Genomic DNA, 16,033 nt, shown 5'->3' on the forward strand with positions numbered 1-16,033 from the left:
TGTTACTGCTGCTGGAAACGCTCGAAGCGCCTTTCGGTCCGGCGTTCCTCGAACGTCACCTCGGTCACGCGCGCGGCCGGCGGCCCGTGGCGCAGCCACGCGAGCATCCGGTCGATCTGCGCGCCGGGGCCCTGGATCATCGCCTCGACGCTGCCGTCCTCGAGATTCGCGACCCAGCCGCGCAGCTTCAGCGCATGCGCCTCGCGCACCGTCGCATGACGGAAGCCGACGCCCTGCACGACGCCGCGCACCCGCACGTAGTAGGTCTCGATCCGTTCGTCCAGTTCATTGCGGCTCATCGCGTCGCCCTCCCGTTGCATTCAAGCCCGGCATTGTAGTCGCGTCGGCCGCTTCGCACACGCGTGCGGCGGGCCGGCCGCGCGCCGCCACGGAAGCACGGCCAGCCGGGATGCCGGCGTTGCGTCGCCGCGCGCGCCGACCACGTACAATCTCGCCGACGCTCAACCGCCGCGCCGCTCGCGCGCGGCCCTGCAGGAAACGCTTGACTGCCACTCTACCTAAAGGTAGGGGCTTCCCACTTCGCCGAATGCAACCCGACATCGCCTCAAAGAGACATGGGACTTATGCTTTCTCCATGGGCTGACACCGCCAGTCCGGCGGCCAAAACATTACGCGCAGCGTTGGTGTCGCGATCGTGGTTCGCCCCGCATGCAGGCCAGGCCCAAGCGCGCACCTTCAATGGCATGCTGGCTACGGTATGGCCGCAATCGGAGCAACGTTTGCTGGACGGGTACCAGCGATCGATGGCGATCAGCGTGCGACCCTATCACGCTGCCTTGTACGTCAACTGCCGCACGAATTCCGACCAGCCTGCGTCGCTGATCGATTTCGCGAGCCGTCGGTTCTGCTGCATGCGGCTAATGCCAAGGCTTTCGATGGCGATCACTTGGTTTTCGTCGATCTGCCGGGTCGAAAGCTTGTGCAAGAAATCCCTGCGGAAATCTGCCACCTTGGCGTGCATGCGTGCGACTTTGAGTTTCGCCCTCCGGCGGTTGGCGGAACCCTTCTGCTTCTTTTCCAGTCGCCGTTGCAACTTGGCAAGCTTGGCTTCGTTCTTGCGAAACGCATTCGGCGCAGGAACCTTCTCGCCCGTCGAAAGAACGACAAAACCTGTCAACCCGAAGTCAATGCAGACCGCGCCGATTGCTTCCGCTTTTGCGGAAATCACGTCGTCGCAAAGCATCGAGACGTGGTATCGACCGGCAGTGTCCTTCGATACCGTGACTGTAGTTACCTTCACGCCTTTCGGAATTGTTCGTGACCAGCGGATCGCGAGCGGCGCGTCCATCTTCGCCAGCTTCAGCGAAGTACCGTCCCACTTGAAGGCGCTTGCCGTGTACTCGGCCGGTTGTATGCCATCCTTGCACCGGAACTTCGGGTACTTCGCGCGCTTGGCGAAGAAGTTCGCAAACGCAGTCTGCAAGTGGCGCAACGCCTGCTGGAGCGGAACCGAACTGACTTCGTTCAGCCAGGCATGTTCGGGCGTTTTCTTCAGCGCGGTGAGCGCGGCGGAGATTTCGTGATAGCCGACACGCGCCTGACGCTGCAGCCACGCATCGGTGCGCATTCGCAGCATGTGGTTGTACGCGAAGCGCGCACACCCAAACGTTCGCGCAAGAATCTCCGCTTGCTTTGGCGTAGGGTAGAACCGAAATCGATAGGCGCGCTAGATATCCATGCCTCAAACCATGTCACAGGCTTGCGTGTACCTCAAGCTCTGGAGAAGCGGCCATTCCGCAACCACTCTTTTCATCCCCAGCGTGAAGGGCTGGGTTTCCTGGAACCAATCTGATGACTGATACCTCCCGCGATCTCGTTCTCGTCACCGGCGCGTCCGGTTTCGTCGGCTCGGCCGTCGCGCGCATCGCGCAGCAGAAAGGCTATGCGGTGCGCGTGCTCGTACGCCCGACCAGCCCGCGCACGAACGTCGCGGATCTCGATGCCGAGATCGTCACCGGCGACATGCGCGACGAGGCGTCGATGCGCGCCGCGCTGCGCGGCGTGCGCTACCTGCTGCACGTGGCGGCCGACTACCGGCTGTGGGCGCCCGATCCCGACGAGATCGAGCGCGCGAACCTCGAAGGCGCGGTCGCGACGATGCGTGCGGCACGCGCCGAAGGCGTCGAGCGGATCGTCTACACGAGCAGCGTCGCGACGCTCAAGGTCACGAGCGCGGGCGACCCGTCCGACGAAAACCGGCCGCTCACGCCCGAGCAGGCGATCGGCGTCTACAAGCGCAGCAAGGTGCTCGCGGAACGCGCGGTCGAGCGGATGATCGCCGACGAAGGGCTGCCGGCCGTGATCGTCAACCCGTCGACGCCGATCGGCCCGCGCGACGTGAAGCCGACGCCGACCGGCCGCATCATCGTCGAGGCCGCGCTCGGCAAGATTCCCGCGTTCGTCGACACGGGGCTGAACCTCGTGCACGTCGACGACGTCGCGCACGGCCACTTCCTCGCGCTCGAACGCGGCCGGATCGGCGAGCGCTACATCCTCGGCGGCGAGAACCTGCCGCTGCAGCAGATGCTGGCCGACATCGCGCAGATGACGGGCCGCAAGGCGCCGACGATCGCGCTGCCGCGCTGGCCGCTGTACCCGCTCGCGGTCGGCGCCGAAGCGGTCGCGAAGTTCACGAAGAAGGAGCCGTTCGTCACCGTGGACGGGCTGCGGATGTCGAAGAACAAGATGTATTTCACGTCCGCGAAGGCAGAGCGCGAGCTCGGCTACCGCGCCCGCCCGTACCGCGAAGGGCTGCGCGATGCGCTCGACTGGTTCGGCTCGGCGGGGTACCTGAAATAACACAAAGCGGCGCGCGACGCGCCGCCTTGCGCACTTTGTTACACGTCGCGCGCGGACCGGCACCGGCGCAGCGGGTAAAATCGCGGGTCTTACGCAGAGAAGACACGCATGAACCTGAACGATCAGATCGATTCGCTCAACGCGGGCGTCGATCAGCTCCTCCACGATCACCACGCCGCGCAGCAGGCGGCCCGCAGCGCGGAAGCCTTCGCGCGCGCCGCAGCAGCGGAAGCCCAGGCCGCCGCGCAACGTCACGCTGCCGCGGAAGCCGAAGCGCAGGCCGCCGCGCAGCGCCACACGGCGGCAGCCGCCGACGCCGAAGCCGCGCAGCAGCGCCACGCGGAAGCCGCCGCCGCCGCCGAAGCCGCCGCTCACCGTCATACGGATGCCGCCGCGCAAGCCGAAGCCGCCGTGCAGCGCCATACGGAAGCCACCGCACGGACCGAAGCACTCGCGCAACGTCACGCGGATGCCGAAGCCGCATCGCAACGTCACGCAGCGGCGATCGCCGAAGCGGAGGCCGCCGCGCAACGTCATGACGCCGCCGCGACCGAAGCCGATGCGGCCGCGCAGCGCCATGCGGCAGCGACCGCCGAAGCCGAGGCCGCCGCGAAGCGTCACGCGCAAGCGACCGCCGAAGCCGAAGCGGCCACGCAGCGCCACACGGCCGCGATCGCCGAGGCCGAAGCGCTCGCGCAGCGTCACGCGGAAGCGATCGCAGAAACGCAGGCCGCCGCGCAGCGTCATGCCGACGCGACCGCCGAGGCCGAAGCCGTCACGCAACGCCACGCCGAAGCGATCGCTCAGGCCGAAGCCGCCGCGCAACGCCACGCCGACGCCACCGCGCAGGCCGAAGCCCTCACACAGCGCCATGCCGAAGCGATCGCGCAGGCCGAAGCCGCCGCGCAACACCACGCGAAGGCCGTCGCCGACGCCGAAGCGCTGGTCGAGGCCGTCGTCAAGGAAGCCGCGACGAACGCGGTTGCCGCCCCGGCCGTTGCCGCCGAAACCGCCGAAACCTTCGAACCGGCACCGGCGCACACGCCGGCGGCCGAACCGGCTGTGAACGCCCCCGCGCCGGCTGCGGCCGATGCGACGGCCGACACCGGAACCGCTGTCGTCGCGCCGGCGCAAGCCGAAGCCGCGACCGAAACCGAAGCCGCCCCCGCTCCGGCCGACAAAGCGACGCTGCACGTGGCGCGGCCGTCGCAGAACGAGATCGCGCTAACCATCAACGGCGAATCGATCACGCTGAACCCGGACCAGCTCGGCCAGTTGATCGAGGAACTGGCGCATGCGCGCGCGTCGATGCAGCCGGAACCGCCGCAGGGCATCCCGCCCGGCTGGCGTTTCGTGTCGACGAAGAACCCGATGATGGCCGTGCAGAAGCAGTCGAACGGCGACCGCCTGCTGGTCGCCCGCCACACCGGCTTCGGCTGGGTGCCGTTCACGTTCTCGCCCGACGTGGTGATCCAGATGTACATGATGCTGACCCAGCGGTAAGCACCGGCAGGCGGCACCGCCGAAAACGACACAGCCCGACCGGTTTCCACCGGGCTGTTTGCTTTCCGGCTGCCGGAACGGCAGCGTCCCGGGACGCGCGCCAACGGCGCGCGAAACGCTCAGCGATCCACCGGCGCCTGCACACGCGCCTTCCACTGGCCGCCCTTGCCGCGCCAGTAGCGCCACGCGGACGCGAACGTCGCGCCGACGTAGAACAGCGCAACGAGCGGCAGCGCGGGCGCCCACAGCGGCGAGCGCCGGTAGTAGCGCAGCATCGGCGCATACGCGGCGCACATCGACGCCCACGCGAGCCACGCCGGCCACGCGCGCGCACCGTACGCGAGCGCCGCGACGGGCGGCACGAGGTAGATGATCACCATCCCGAGCAGCGTGCCGGCCAGCAGCAGCGGCGAATAGTGCAGCTGCGTGAACGCGGTGCGCGCGATCATGTTCCAGATGTCGCGCCAGCTGTCGTACGGACGCAGCGACACGCTGCGGTCGGCCAGGTCGAGCCGGATCGGATGGCGGCCGCTGCCGCGATGCTTGATCTGCGCGGCGAGGCTGCAGTCGTCGATCAGCGCACCGCGGATCGACTCGATGCCGCCCGCTTCCTCGAGCGCCGTGCGCTTCACGAGCATGCAGCCGCCCGCGGCGCCGGCCGTCCGGTTGCGCGGGTTGTTGATCCACGAGAACGGGTAGAGCTTCGCGAAGAAGAACACGAACGCCGGGATCAGCGCCTTTTCCCAGAACGAATCGCAGCGCAGCCGCACCATCAGCGACACGAGATCGCGCTGCTCGGCCTGCGCGCGCGTGACGAGCTGCGCGACGGCGTCGGGCGGGTGGCCGATATCGGCATCCGTCAGCAGCAGGTAGTCGGCCGGCAGGCCGAGCGTCTGCACTGCGGCGATCCCCTGCGACTGCGCCCACACCTTGCCCGACCAGCCGGCCGGCAGCGGCTTCGCGGCCAGCACCGTCAGCCGGTCGGCGCGGTTGATCGCGAGCGCCGCCGCGCGGGCCGCGTCCGCGGTGCCGTCGTCGCTGTGGTCGTCGACGATGATCAGATGAAAGTCGCCCCGATAATCCTGCTCGAGCAGCGAAGTCGCCGCGCGAGCGATCACGTCGGCCTCGTTGCGCGCCGGCACGACCGCGACGACGGCCGGCCAGCCGGCGTCAGCTGCGGCGCCGCGCGCGTCGGGCGGCAGCGGCCGCGCCGGCACCGCGCGCCAGAAGCCGCCGCGCGCGACGAGCAGCACGATCCAGATCATCAGCGACAGGCCGGACACCAGGAAAGCGATCGCCAGCATCATCGGCGCGCCTCCGGCCGGATACCGGCATGCTTAATGGGGGTCAGGAACAAAACGCCCGAAACCGCACGGGCGGCCGGGCAATACGCGTAAGAATCGACGGTCATCGAATGGCCTTGAAATGAGCGCGACGCCGGGCGGCCGGAGCGGCTGCCCGCGAAACCGCGTAGTTTACTGGGTTCCGCGCGCGCCAGCGCCGACGCGGCTCTCCCGCAATTGCAACACGGATGACACGGCACCAGAGCACGGACTTCCCGATAGGGTTAAAATGCGCGATTAATTCGGGGTTCCGGGGCCTGGTCTGGCCGGTTCGTTCCTGCCTTCATAACTTCAAGCCGGGGCGATCGAGTTGGTGCCAGCTCTTCGAACCCCGGCGTCTGTCGTCGGAGTTCGCTCACTTATGCGAGTCATCCTTGCCCAGCCCCGCGGCTTTTGTGCGGGGGTTGTCCGTGCAATCGAGATCGTCGATCGCGCGCTGCAACAGCACGGTGCGCCGGTCTATGTGCGTCATGAGATCGTCCATAACCGGCATGTCGTCGAAAACCTGCGTAATAAAGGGGCACGATTCGTTGAGGAACTCGACGAGGTGCCGCACGGCGCTGTCGCGATCTTCAGCGCGCACGGTGTCGCCCAGACGGTCGAGCGCGATGCGCAAACGCGCGGGCTCGACGTGCTCGACGCGACCTGCCCGCTCGTCACGAAGGTGCACGTGCAGGGCCGCCAGTATGTGGCGGCGGGCCGCCGGCTGATCCTGATCGGCCACGCGGGCCACCCGGAAGTCGAGGGTACGATCGGCCAGATTCCGGCCGAAGTGATCCTCGTGCAGAGCGAAGCCGAAGTCGATACGCTGACGCTGCCCGTCGATACGCCGGTCGCGTACATCACGCAGACCACGCTGTCGGTCGACGACACGCGCGGCATCATCGAAGCGCTGCAGCGCCGGTTCACCGACCTGGTCGGCCCGGACACGCGCGACATCTGCTATGCCACACAGAATCGCCAGGCCGCCGTGCGCGAGCTGAGCGAACAGGTTGACGTGCTGCTCGTCGTCGGCGCGACGAACAGCTCGAACTCGAACCGCCTGCGCGAGATCGGCACCGAAAGCGGTGTGCCGAGCTATCTCGTCGCCGACGGCTCGGAAGTGAAAGCCGAATGGTTTGCGGGCGTGCAGACGGTCGGCCTGACCGCCGGCGCGTCGGCGCCCGAAGAGATGGTCGAGGATGTAATCGGCGCGCTGCGCGCGCTGGGGCCCGTCGATGTCGCGACGATGGCGGGCCGTGAAGAAAAAGTCGAATTCAAGCTGCCGGCGAAGCTCACGCAAGCTGTCGCCCGCGAAGTTTAAGGAGGACATCCCTTGTCTATTCCGCTGCTCCAGCAAGTCCGTGTAGGCGCATACATCGTGCGCCAGCACCTGTCCGGCAACAAACGCTATCCGCTCGCGCTGATGCTCGAGCCGCTGTTCCGCTGCAACCTCGCGTGCAACGGCTGCGGCAAGATCGATTATCCGGATCCGATCCTGAACCAGCGCCTGTCCGTCGAGGAATGCCTGCAGGCCGTCGACGAGTGCGGCGCGCCCGTCGTGTCGATCGCCGGCGGCGAACCGCTGCTCCACAAGGAGATGCCGGAAATCGTCAAGGGCATCATGAAGCGCAAGAAATTCGTGTACCTGTGCACGAACGCGCTGCTGATGGAAAAGAAGATGGACGACTACGAGCCGAGCCCGTATTTCGTCTGGTCGGTCCACCTGGACGGCGACAAGCAGGCGCACGATCACTCGGTGTCGCAGGAAGGCGTGTACGACAAGGCCGTCGCGGCGATCAAGGAAGCGAAGCGCCGCGGCTTCCGCGTGAACATCAACTGCACGCTGTTCAACGATGCAGTGCCCGAGCGCGTGGCGAAGTTCTTCGACACGCTGGGGCCGATCGGCGTCGACGGCATCACGGTGTCGCCGGGCTACGCGTACGAGCGCGCACCGGATCAGCAGCACTTCCTGAACCGCGACAAGACGAAGAACCTGTTCCGCGAAATCCTGAAGCGCGGCGAAGGCGGCAAGCGCTGGTCGTTCAGCCAGTCGTCGCTGTTCCTCGACTTCCTGGCCGGCAACCAGACGTACAAGTGCACGCCGTGGGGCAACCCGGCGCGTACGGTGTTCGGCTGGCAGAAGCCGTGCTACCTGGTCGGCGAAGGTTACGTGAAGACCTTCAAGGAACTGATGGAAACGACCGAGTGGGACAACTACGGCGTCGGCAACTACGAGAAGTGCGCGGACTGCATGGTCCACTGCGGCTTCGAGGCAACGGCCGTGATGGACACGATCGCGCACCCGCTGAAGGCGCTGCGCGTGAGCACGAAGGGCATCAAGACCGACGGCCCGTTCGCACCGGACATCTCGATCGCGAAGCAGCGTCCGGCCGAGTACGTATTCTCGCGCCACGTCGAGATCAAGCTCGAGGAAATCCAGCGCGCCGGCAAGGGCAAGCTGCAGAAGCCGGCGAAGCCGGCAACGGCGGCTTAAGCGCGTTTCGCGTCGCGGGGGCTGCGCCTGCGCACCGGCACGCGGGCATGAATGAAGCGCCACGGAGTTCGCTCCGTGGCGCTTTTGTTTTGGGCCGCTGGATTGTGCCCGCACCACGTTGCCGCGGCGGCCGCGCAATCGCCGACGTCGCGCGATTGCATCGCCGCGCCGGTGCGGCCGGCCCTGTCTCCTCCACCCTCCCTGCAAAACTGGCGCTCGGCACTACGCGACGAGCGATTCGGCCGCATGCACGCGCATCTTCTCCGCCGCGCTCGCCACGAGTGCCGGCTGGCCGCTCGTCGCGAACATGCAGACTTGACGCCACAGCTCGGCGAGCCGATGCCGCGTGAGCGTCGCGACGCAGGTGTCGTGCGCCGCGAGCACGCGCTCGAGCACCGCACACTCGTCGTCGCGCAGCGCCCATGCGCCGCTTTGCGCCGCGCGCGCCACGCCCGCATCGAGCGCACGCTCCGCATCGACGCACAGGTCGATGTCCGCGTCCACGCACACCGCATCGTCGATCGCCAGGAACACCAGATAGACGCTCGTGCGCAACCGCATCAGCAGCGCCTCGTTGCCATGCTCGCCGCGCAGCGCGACGAGCGCCATGTGGCATTTCAGCGAGATGTCGCGTGCATGCGCGGGCGGCAGCGGTAGCAGCCATTCGCGGGTCAGCGGCACGTGGCGACGGTTCTTCCGGCTGGCCTTCATGATTCGCGCTCGCTGGCGGCAGCATCGCTCGCCGCGAAATCCGGCCACGCGGCGCGGCACGCGATCGTGCCGCGGCCTGCATCGTGGTTGCGCTTCGCACGGCGTCGCGCGACGCTGCGTCGCGGCGTCGCTCGCGCATCCGGCAACCGGCGCGGCGCCGACGCGCGCACGACGTCGGCGAATCGGATCGGGCAAGCCATGCGCGTCTCCTGCATCAGAACGTGTTCTCGCCCTTCAGGTAGTACGCGGTCTTCACGAAGAACGCCTTGACCGGATGGCCGCCCTGCGCGTCGCGCGCGGCGCGCGCTTCCATCGCGGCCCGCTCTTCGCGCGACCGGTCGGGCACCGGATTGTGGACACGTTCGAGCGCACGCTGCATCGCGAGCGGATAGTTCTGGTTGCCGGCCGTCGTCGCGCGATAGCCGGCACGCGTCATCTGCATCAGTTGCGCGTCGGTTTCGGCGCGCGCCGCCGACCAGCTCAGCCGCGCGGCATGCGGCGACCAGTCTGAGCCGGCCGACTGCGCAAAGCTGACGGCGGGCAGCGCAACGAGTGCGCAGGAAAGAACAGCAACGGGAACGAGGGATCGCATGGTGGCTCCAGATGGTTGTCCCCGCATCGATCACGATCGTCGATGCGTTGAAGCCATCGTATGTCGGGCCGCATTTCGCTTGAATAGCCGATTTCGCAATTGATATTTTCAGCCTTGCATTCGGCGTGCGATCTGCGTCATTCGCCCATCCCGCCGAAACGGAATTTCTTTATTTCATTCAACTGCCTGTTCGCATTTTTCCGGACGAACCGACGCGACGCGCGCAACGCTTTTTCAATTTCCGAAATGACGTGTTGACTGTGCGATTGCGGCCGGCGCACGTGCCGGCACGGCTTCCGGCGTGATATCGCGCAGGCGAATACCACAAACCCGGTTTCATCGGATCAAACGATTCTTCTGATACAGGACAAATCATCGGCTTCGGATTGCCGGGCCGTGACACGACGCATACGGCAAGGACGCGCGATAATCACGCATCGGCCGTTCGCACGGCGCTTCACGCATTCCCCTTTTTTATCGAGTCCTTCCATGGCTGCCCTCGACACCACCGCCATCGACAGTTGGCACGCGCACGTCTATTTCGATGCGGCCAGCCGCGACGCGGCCTGGGCGTTTCGCCAGATCGTCGACGAACGGTTCGGCGCGGTCATCGAACTCGGCCGCTTTCACGAACGCCTCGTCGGCCCGCATCCGACCTGGTCGTACCAGATTGCATTCGACGCCGCGCGATTCGACGACATCGTGCCGTGGCTCGTACTGAATCACGGCGCACTCGATATCTTCCTGCACCCGAATACCGGCGACGACCTGCGCGACCATCGCGATTGCGCAGTGTGGATCGGGAAGTCGTATGTGCTGAATCTCGACGCGCTGGCCGGATAAGGGCTGACGCGCGGCCGCCTTCAACCAGGGCCGCATCCACGTTTCGGGCCGACGTGAAACGTCTCGCGGCGTCGCGCTAATACAGTGGGTTCCGTTATCGACGCTTCAGGGAACCCGCCATGACATACACCGACACCGACGCCGACGCCGATGCCCGGCGCATCCATGAAGGCTGGCATGCCGCCGTCGTCGCTCGCGACCTCGATGCGCTGATGGCGCTGTACGCGGACGACGCGGTGCTCGAAACACCGCTCGCCGTCGTCACGCTGCCCGCGCACGGCTCCGGCGTGCTGCACGGCAAGGCCGCGATCGGCGAATTCTTCGCGGCCGGCCTGCGCAATCCGGGCAACAGGCTAGGACGCTGGTACCGAACCGGGCTGTTCTTCTCGAACGGCCGCCAGCTCACATGGGAATATCCGCGCGAAACGCCGGAAGGCGACCAGGTCGATCTCGTCGAGGTGATGGATCTGCGCGACGGGCTGATCGCTCATCATCGCGTGTACTGGGGATGGGTCGGCTTTCTCGCGCTGCAGGCCGCGACGCCGGCGCCCGACCGCGCATGACGGCCGCCGGCAAGCGGGCCGCGCCCATGCAGACCACCGCGCGCCGACAGCGCATTCCCCGGACGCGCCCGTGGCGCGTCGTCACCGGGTCAACGCCGCATTGCGCTCACGCGACATACATCGCGACACTGACGAACTGGCACAGGCTGCCGGCCAGCACGAAAAGGTGCCAGATACCGTGCCCGTGGCGGATGCGCTCGTCGTTGACGAAGAAGTAGATCCCGGCACTGTAGATCACGCCGCCGGCCACGAGCCACGCGGTGCCCACCGGCGGCAGCGCATGGATCAGCGGGCGCACCGCGACGAGCGCGAGCCAGCCCATCAGCACGTACAGGATCATCGACAGCATGCGCGTGCGCCGCCCGAGCGTCAGTTCCTGCACGATGCCCAGCACGGCGAGCCCCCAGCTCACGCCGAACAGCGACCAGCCCCACGGGCCGCGCAACGTGACCAGCGTGAACGGCGTGTAGCTGCCGGCAATCAGCAGGTAGATCGCCGAATGGTCGCATTTCTGCAGGATCGCTTTCAGGCGCGGGTTGCGCACGCTGTGGTACAGCGTCGAAATCGCGTAGAGCAGGATCAGCATCGCGCCGTACACGCTGAAGCTCACCACCTTGTACGGGTCGCCTTCGAGCGCGCCCATCGTCACGAGCGCCACGAGGCCGGCCACCGACAGCACCGCGCCGACGAGATGGGAAATGCTGTTGAAACGCTCACCGACATGCACGACGTGTTCTCCTGCGGGTCCACCGGGAAAAAATGAGTTCTATGATACCGGCCACCGGACGTTGCCGTGCTGCGCACCGGCAAACGACGCGGCGATACCCGCGACAGGCGCGCCGCCCACCCCGCCAAAGAAAAAGCGCCGCGAAATCCATCGCGGCGCTTCCTTGTCGATCAACGAACCGTTTCACCGGCCCGGTTGGTTCAGCAACACTTCCCTGCTCCCGACCCGTACCGCGCATTCTGACGCTCGCGGAAAAATTCCTCGTACGTCATCGGCTCGCGGTCCGGATGGGTTTCGCGCATGTGCGCGACGTAGGTGTCGTAGTCGGGCAGGCCGACCATCAGCCGCAACGCCTGCCCGAGGTAACGCCCCGCGCTGCGCAGGTCGCTGCCGAGATCGCTGAACATCGCGGCCTCCCCTTAACGTCCGCTGCCGAGCGCCTGCGCGGCCGGCATCGCTTCGTACGGCGTCTCGCGCACGGTCGGCCTCGACTCGCGGCGCGCGCGCAGCACGGCGATCGCGCCGTATACCGCGATGCTGACGACGACGAAGATGAACAGCCCGGCCAGCGCCGCATCGATGTAGTCGTTGAAGATGATCCGCTTCATCTGCGCGATCGACTTGGCCGGCGCGAGCACCTTGCCTTCGTCCACCGCGGCCTGCAGCTTCGCGGCGTGCGCGAGGAAGCTGACCTTCGGGTTCGCATCGAAAATCTTCTGCCAGCCGGCCGTCAGCGTGCAGATCAGCAGCCACGCGGTCGGCACGATCGTCACCCATGCATAGCGCTCGCGCTTCATCTTGAACAGCACGACGGTGCCGAGCACCAGCGCGATCGCGGCGAGCATCTGGTTCGAGATGCCGAACAGCGGCCACAGCGTGTTGATGCCGCCGAGCGGATCGACCACACCCTGGTACAGGAAGTAGCCCCACGCGGCCACGCACAGCCCGGTGGCGACCAGGTTCGCGGGCAGCGACTCGGTACGCTTGAGCGCCGGGTGGAACGTGCCGAGCAGATCCTGCAGCATGAAGCGGCCCGCGCGCGTGCCGGCGTCGACGGCCGTCAGGATGAACAGCGCCTCGAACAGGATCGCGAAGTGATACCAGAACGCCATCATCGCTTCGCCGCCGATCACCTGGTGCAGGATGTGCGCCATGCCGACGGCCAGCGTCGGCGCGCCGCCCGCACGCGCGATGATCGTCGTTTCGCCGACGGCCTTCGCGGTCTGCGTCAGCATGTCGGGCGTCAGCACGAAGCCCCACTGCGTGACGGTGTTCGCGACGGCTTCCGGCGTCGAGCCGAGCACGGCGGCCGGCGCGTTCATCGCGAAGTAGATGCCCGGCTCGATCACGCATGCGGCGACCAGCGCCATGATCGCGACGAACGATTCCATCAGCATCGCGCCGTAACCGATGAAGCGCGCGTTGGTTTCGTTGTCGATCAGCTTCGGCGTCGTGCCCGACGAGATCAGCGCGTGGAAGCCCGACACCGCGCCGCATGCGATCGTGATGAACAGGAACGGGAACAGGTTGCCCGACCACACCGGGCCCGTGCCGTCGACGAACTTCGTCAGCGCGGGCATCTTCAGTTCCGGCGCAACGACCAGGATGCCGATCGCGAGGCCGAGGATCGTGCCGATCTTCAGGAACGTCGACAGGTAGTCGCGCGGCGCGAGCAGCAGCCACACCGGCAGCACCGAGGCGACGAAGCCATAGCCGATCAGGATCCACGTGAGCTGCGTGCCGCTGAACGTGAACCATGCGGCGAGCGCGGGCGAATCGTGAACGGTCTGGCCGAACGCGATCGACGCCATCAGCAGCACGAAGCCGATGATCGACACTTCGCCGATGCGGCCCGGACGGATGTAGCGCGTATAGACGCCCATGAACAGCGCGATCGGAATCGTCGCGGCGACGGTGAACGTGCCCCACGGCGAATTGGTCAGCGCCTTCACGACGATCAGCGCGAGCACCGCGAGAATGATCACCATGATCAGGAACGCGCCGAACAGCGCGATCACGCCGGGCACCGTGCCGAGCTCCATCTTGACGAGATCGCCGAGCGAGCGGCCGTCGCGGCGCGTCGAGATGAACAGCACGATGAAGTCCTGCACCGCGCCGGCGAACACGACACCGGCAAGGATCCACAGCATGCCGGGCGTGTAGCCCATCTGCGCAGCGAGCACGGGCCCGACGAGCGGCCCCGCGCCGGCGATCGCGGCGAAGTGATGGCCGAACAGCACGTACTTGTTGGTCGGCACGTAGTCGAGGCCGTCGTTGTACTTGACCGCCGGCGTCATCCGCAGCCCGTCGAGCTGCATGACCTTGCTGGCGATGAAACGGCTGTAGAAGCGATACGCGATCAGATACACGCAGACAGCGGCGATCACGATCCAGAGGGCACTGACGCGCTCGCCGTGCGCGAGTGCGATCGTTCCGAACGAGAACGCGCCGAGCAGCGCGACCGCGATCCAGAGCAGGGTACTGGAAGCCCGATTCATGGCGTCTCCTGGTCTCCAATGTGGTTTTGATGGCATGCGGCGAAGTGGCCGCACACGCGTGACGTCGATGCGTCATGCCACGGTCTTGCAAAGGCCGCGGCAATGGGCCGTAGTATTCCGTGCGACGGGGGCAGCTTACAAGCGGATAATTACGTATGCGAGGCTACGTAGAATTACGTAGGCACGCGTCGCATGGACGCCATCCGGCCGCGTCGGTTTGCATAAATTTGTTCCCAAATTTTGCATAAATTTGTACCTAGCCCCCACCACGCCTTTTAACCAGACAGGCTCGCAACTATTACCAGTAGGCGCCGGATTGGGCGCTTGCCAGCATGCTGGATATTAGATCTATATTTTCGGGGGTGTCGAGATGGTCTATCGGACGTCGTCCGCCTAGAGCGGGTACTCGTGAATGAAGCCATTCACGGAGCCACGATTGAGCATCAAAGTCGTCGGGGCTTCCAGATTCTTCGACCATCCGCCGGACTTGAGCAGCGAGCATTTCGATGATAGCTGGTGAGATGTTTTCCAGCCGAGAATCCGACGGAACGGAGTCCGCGCTGCCAGTTGGTTCTACGATAGGCATGTACACATCACAATTGACTTGAGTGGCTTTATAGCCCTGGTGCCGTGCTCGTCGCATGCAGATTATCCGGCTGACCCTGCTCCTCTCCACCCAAGGTACACAAGCGACCGAGCGCGCGCTTTTGTCGCCTGGTCGAACATCTGCCGCCGTTCAACCAATCGCTGTACCCGAAAATAGGTGGGGCAGAGAATGGTGCGGGATTTCCCTCTGACCACCAAACTCCGCACCCTGTTTTCGATGCTTAGAAAGCATACTGGTGACAGAATGATTCCCAAAACTTTCTTGTCCCCTCATTCTACGCCCGCTAGGGGCACCGCATATGGCTATGCAGCCCATCCACTCGCTATCGAAGCAAGGTACCTTAGAACGGCCTCTGCTCGACCATCGGCCACTAGGCTTTTCGCTGTTCTACCCTCGAATGTAGACAGCGATTCATTTTTATACCAGTCAATCGCAACCGGACGATTTCCAGAGATAGCCACCGCCGCTCTCACAACGCGGAGATGTTCTCGGAATCGCTCAATCTGGCGTGGATCGTCTGTCGAGTCAGCGCGCATCGACGTTTCCGTAGATTACTGGTCCAACGCACGAACCACGGTCTCACCCCGTGGAGTCAGGTGGAACGCGTATGTCCTTCGATTGCCGCTGACAGGCGGAGCGGACACCAACAGACCAATCGATATTAAAAAGTCCGTATCGCGCTTCATGCTTTTCAACTGCTCCCGGTTGAGTCCAGGAGCGCGATGCGCGCGCAGGAGCAAATCCACGTGATCATCACTCAACGATCTGGACGACTCCCAAGCCAATAGCCGATGGTGATGACAATACCAAGTCTCTGAAGCAGCCCGACGTTCCATCTGCTGCATTTCGACCGGATCGTAAAAGGTCAGCATGCGGCGCTGCTTGCAGCCGGCGTGATTGCATGGCAGAAAGATCTGTCCAACCCCGTGTTCGTGATCACAGTCGATCCAGCGCCGAAATGCCTCCTCCGTGACCTGATAGCGCGACGCACCGATCACGACAGGGTCTCGAAACCATTCGGAAAGGTCGCGGAACGGTATCGACACATACCTGCCCCTATACCAAACATCGACGGATCCGCTCAATAACGTCCGCTCGATCATCTCGAGATGCCCGCGCGATACATCTATGTTCCCGTCCTCACACCGTGCAAGCATTTCCGAGATGTCAGCGAGCCCGTTGACTACTTCGCCAACCACAGATCGCACATCCGACAGCGCTCCGTCCCCACGCATCACTGCTCCTTACTTCATTGTCGCTTGACGAGGATGTGAGAGCGGTTGCCCCCTTCGCCCTCGCGTCATTCGTCACTCCACGGCGCAAGAATGGGTCGTAAATGCCGTGGCCAGA

The 16,033-nt window shown here is 65.4% G+C and carries 18 protein-coding genes; 6 read left to right on the forward strand and 12 right to left on the reverse strand.

Translation table 11 applies throughout. The annotated features are described in order from the left end of the window. Positions 1–2: 2 nt before the first annotated feature. The 3 genes from DM992_RS25315 to DM992_RS25325 all read right to left on the reverse strand — a co-directional run bounded on the left by DM992_RS25315 (position 3) and on the right by DM992_RS25325 (position 1,642). Positions 3–299, reverse strand: coding sequence for an acylphosphatase (locus DM992_RS25315; RefSeq protein WP_034187849.1), 297 nt, complete (start codon positions 297–299; stop codon positions 3–5). 266 nt (positions 300–565) lie between these two features. Further along, positions 566–775 (reverse strand): transposase, encoded by a 210-nt coding sequence (locus DM992_RS42880; RefSeq protein WP_343212474.1) that lies wholly within the window; start codon positions 773–775, stop codon positions 566–568. Between the two features lie 12 nt (positions 776–787). Next, on the reverse strand, positions 788–1,642 hold the full coding sequence (locus DM992_RS25325) for a transposase (RefSeq protein ID WP_239511441.1): 855 nt from the start codon (positions 1,640–1,642) through the stop codon (positions 788–790). Between the two features lie 170 nt (positions 1,643–1,812). Here DM992_RS25325 and hpnA point away from each other — a divergent pair, with 170 nt between their 5' ends. Continuing rightward, positions 1,813–2,820, forward strand: a complete 1,008-nt coding sequence (gene hpnA / locus DM992_RS25330) for a hopanoid-associated sugar epimerase (RefSeq protein ID WP_048246118.1) — start codon at positions 1,813–1,815, stop codon at positions 2,818–2,820. A 108-nt stretch (positions 2,821–2,928) separates the two neighbouring features. Then, positions 2,929–4,323, forward strand: coding sequence for a phage tail protein (locus DM992_RS25335; protein WP_111019125.1), 1,395 nt, complete (start codon positions 2,929–2,931; stop codon positions 4,321–4,323). A gap of 119 nt (positions 4,324–4,442) precedes the next feature. On the opposite strand, the gene DM992_RS25340 is transcribed toward DM992_RS25335, so the two are convergent. Next, a complete protein-coding gene (locus tag DM992_RS25340) occupies positions 4,443–5,630 on the reverse strand; it encodes a glycosyltransferase (RefSeq protein WP_111019126.1) in 1,188 nt (395 codons plus the stop codon). Between the two features lie 397 nt (positions 5,631–6,027). Here DM992_RS25340 and ispH point away from each other — a divergent pair, with 397 nt between their 5' ends. Further along, on the forward strand, positions 6,028–6,969 hold the full coding sequence (ispH, locus tag DM992_RS25350) for a 4-hydroxy-3-methylbut-2-enyl diphosphate reductase (RefSeq protein ID WP_050013381.1): 942 nt from the start codon (positions 6,028–6,030) through the stop codon (positions 6,967–6,969). A 12-nt stretch (positions 6,970–6,981) separates the two neighbouring features. Then, positions 6,982–8,142: an adenosyl-hopene transferase HpnH gene (hpnH, locus tag DM992_RS25355; RefSeq protein WP_111019128.1), complete on the forward strand. Its 1,161-nt coding sequence runs from the start codon at positions 6,982–6,984 to the stop codon at positions 8,140–8,142. A gap of 222 nt (positions 8,143–8,364) precedes the next feature. Here the strand turns inward: hpnH and DM992_RS25360 are convergent, their stop codons facing one another. From DM992_RS25360 to DM992_RS25370, 3 genes are read right to left on the reverse strand one after another with little or no spacing between them, the layout of a single operon-like run. Next, positions 8,365–8,853 carry a hypothetical protein gene (locus tag DM992_RS25360; RefSeq protein ID WP_111019129.1) on the reverse strand — a complete coding sequence of 163 codons (489 nt, stop codon included), beginning with the start codon at positions 8,851–8,853 and terminating at the stop codon, positions 8,365–8,367. Beyond that, on the reverse strand, positions 8,850–9,053 hold the full coding sequence (locus tag DM992_RS25365; RefSeq protein WP_111020389.1) for a hypothetical protein: 204 nt from the start codon (positions 9,051–9,053) through the stop codon (positions 8,850–8,852). The genes DM992_RS25360 and DM992_RS25365 overlap by 4 nt, the downstream gene beginning before the upstream one ends. A 14-nt stretch (positions 9,054–9,067) precedes the next feature. After that, positions 9,068–9,445, reverse strand: a complete 378-nt coding sequence (locus DM992_RS25370; RefSeq protein WP_111019130.1) for a hypothetical protein — start codon at positions 9,443–9,445, stop codon at positions 9,068–9,070. Between the two features lie 489 nt (positions 9,446–9,934). Between DM992_RS25370 and DM992_RS25375 the strand changes: the two genes are divergently transcribed. Both DM992_RS25375 and DM992_RS25380 read left to right on the forward strand, forming a co-directional pair. Further along, positions 9,935–10,288 (forward strand): DOPA 4,5-dioxygenase family protein, encoded by a 354-nt coding sequence (locus DM992_RS25375; RefSeq protein ID WP_111019131.1) that lies wholly within the window; start codon positions 9,935–9,937, stop codon positions 10,286–10,288. 119 nt (positions 10,289–10,407) lie between these two features. After that, positions 10,408–10,851: a nuclear transport factor 2 family protein gene (locus DM992_RS25380; protein WP_111019132.1), complete on the forward strand. Its 444-nt coding sequence runs from the start codon at positions 10,408–10,410 to the stop codon at positions 10,849–10,851. A 106-nt stretch (positions 10,852–10,957) separates the two neighbouring features. Here DM992_RS25380 and DM992_RS25385 read toward each other — a convergent pair whose 3' ends face one another. From DM992_RS25385 to DM992_RS25410, 5 genes are all read right to left on the reverse strand, one after another. Next, the gene (locus DM992_RS25385) at positions 10,958–11,578 is read right to left on the reverse strand and encodes a hemolysin III family protein (RefSeq protein ID WP_111019133.1); all 621 of its coding nucleotides are present in this window, start codon (positions 11,576–11,578) and stop codon (positions 10,958–10,960) included. A gap of 200 nt (positions 11,579–11,778) precedes the next feature. Beyond that, on the reverse strand, positions 11,779–11,985 hold the full coding sequence (locus DM992_RS25390) for a YbdD/YjiX family protein (RefSeq protein WP_006480280.1): 207 nt from the start codon (positions 11,983–11,985) through the stop codon (positions 11,779–11,781). Positions 11,986–11,997: 12 nt separating this feature from the next. Beyond that, a complete protein-coding gene (locus DM992_RS25395; protein ID WP_111019134.1) occupies positions 11,998–14,076 on the reverse strand; it encodes a carbon starvation CstA family protein in 2,079 nt (692 codons plus the stop codon). Between the two features lie 298 nt (positions 14,077–14,374). Next, positions 14,375–14,719, reverse strand: a complete 345-nt coding sequence (locus DM992_RS43555; protein ID WP_343212420.1) for an MbcA/ParS/Xre antitoxin family protein — start codon at positions 14,717–14,719, stop codon at positions 14,375–14,377. Positions 14,720–15,234: 515 nt separating this feature from the next. After that, positions 15,235–15,918: a hypothetical protein gene (locus DM992_RS25410; RefSeq protein WP_239511340.1), complete on the reverse strand. Its 684-nt coding sequence runs from the start codon at positions 15,916–15,918 to the stop codon at positions 15,235–15,237. Between the last annotated feature and the right edge of the window lie 115 nt (positions 15,919–16,033).

It is taken from the genome of Burkholderia sp. JP2-270 (assembly GCF_003233675.1).
GTDB classification, from domain to species: domain Bacteria; phylum Pseudomonadota; class Gammaproteobacteria; order Burkholderiales; family Burkholderiaceae; genus Burkholderia; species Burkholderia pyrrocinia_C.

Bases quoted from the DNA above. Each gene is read 5' to 3' on its own strand.
- DM992_RS25375 (WP_111019131.1), top strand. From the start codon at position 9,935: ATGGCTGCCCTCGACACCACCGCCATCGACAGTTGGCACGCGCACGTC.
- DM992_RS25360 (WP_111019129.1), bottom strand. From the start codon at position 8,853: ATGAAGGCCAGCCGGAAGAACCGTCGCCACGTGCCGCTGACCCGCGAA.
- DM992_RS25390 (WP_006480280.1), bottom strand. From the start codon at position 11,985: ATGTTCAGCGATCTCGGCAGCGACCTGCGCAGCGCGGGGCGTTACCTC.
- DM992_RS25315 (WP_034187849.1), bottom strand. From the start codon at position 299: ATGAGCCGCAATGAACTGGACGAACGGATCGAGACCTACTACGTGCGG.
- hpnA (WP_048246118.1), top strand. From the start codon at position 1,813: ATGACTGATACCTCCCGCGATCTCGTTCTCGTCACCGGCGCGTCCGGT.
- DM992_RS25365 (WP_111020389.1), bottom strand. From the start codon at position 9,053: ATGGCTTGCCCGATCCGATTCGCCGACGTCGTGCGCGCGTCGGCGCCG.
- DM992_RS25380 (WP_111019132.1), top strand. From the start codon at position 10,408: ATGACATACACCGACACCGACGCCGACGCCGATGCCCGGCGCATCCAT.
- DM992_RS25395 (WP_111019134.1), bottom strand. From the start codon at position 14,076: ATGAATCGGGCTTCCAGTACCCTGCTCTGGATCGCGGTCGCGCTGCTC.
- DM992_RS25370 (WP_111019130.1), bottom strand. From the start codon at position 9,445: ATGCGATCCCTCGTTCCCGTTGCTGTTCTTTCCTGCGCACTCGTTGCG.
- DM992_RS43555 (WP_343212420.1), bottom strand. From the start codon at position 14,719: ATGCGACGAGCACGGCACCAGGGCTATAAAGCCACTCAAGTCAATTGT.
- DM992_RS25340 (WP_111019126.1), bottom strand. From the start codon at position 5,630: ATGATGCTGGCGATCGCTTTCCTGGTGTCCGGCCTGTCGCTGATGATC.
- DM992_RS25410 (WP_239511340.1), bottom strand. From the start codon at position 15,918: ATGCGTGGGGACGGAGCGCTGTCGGATGTGCGATCTGTGGTTGGCGAA.
- ispH (WP_050013381.1), top strand. From the start codon at position 6,028: ATGCGAGTCATCCTTGCCCAGCCCCGCGGCTTTTGTGCGGGGGTTGTC.
- DM992_RS25335 (WP_111019125.1), top strand. From the start codon at position 2,929: ATGAACCTGAACGATCAGATCGATTCGCTCAACGCGGGCGTCGATCAG.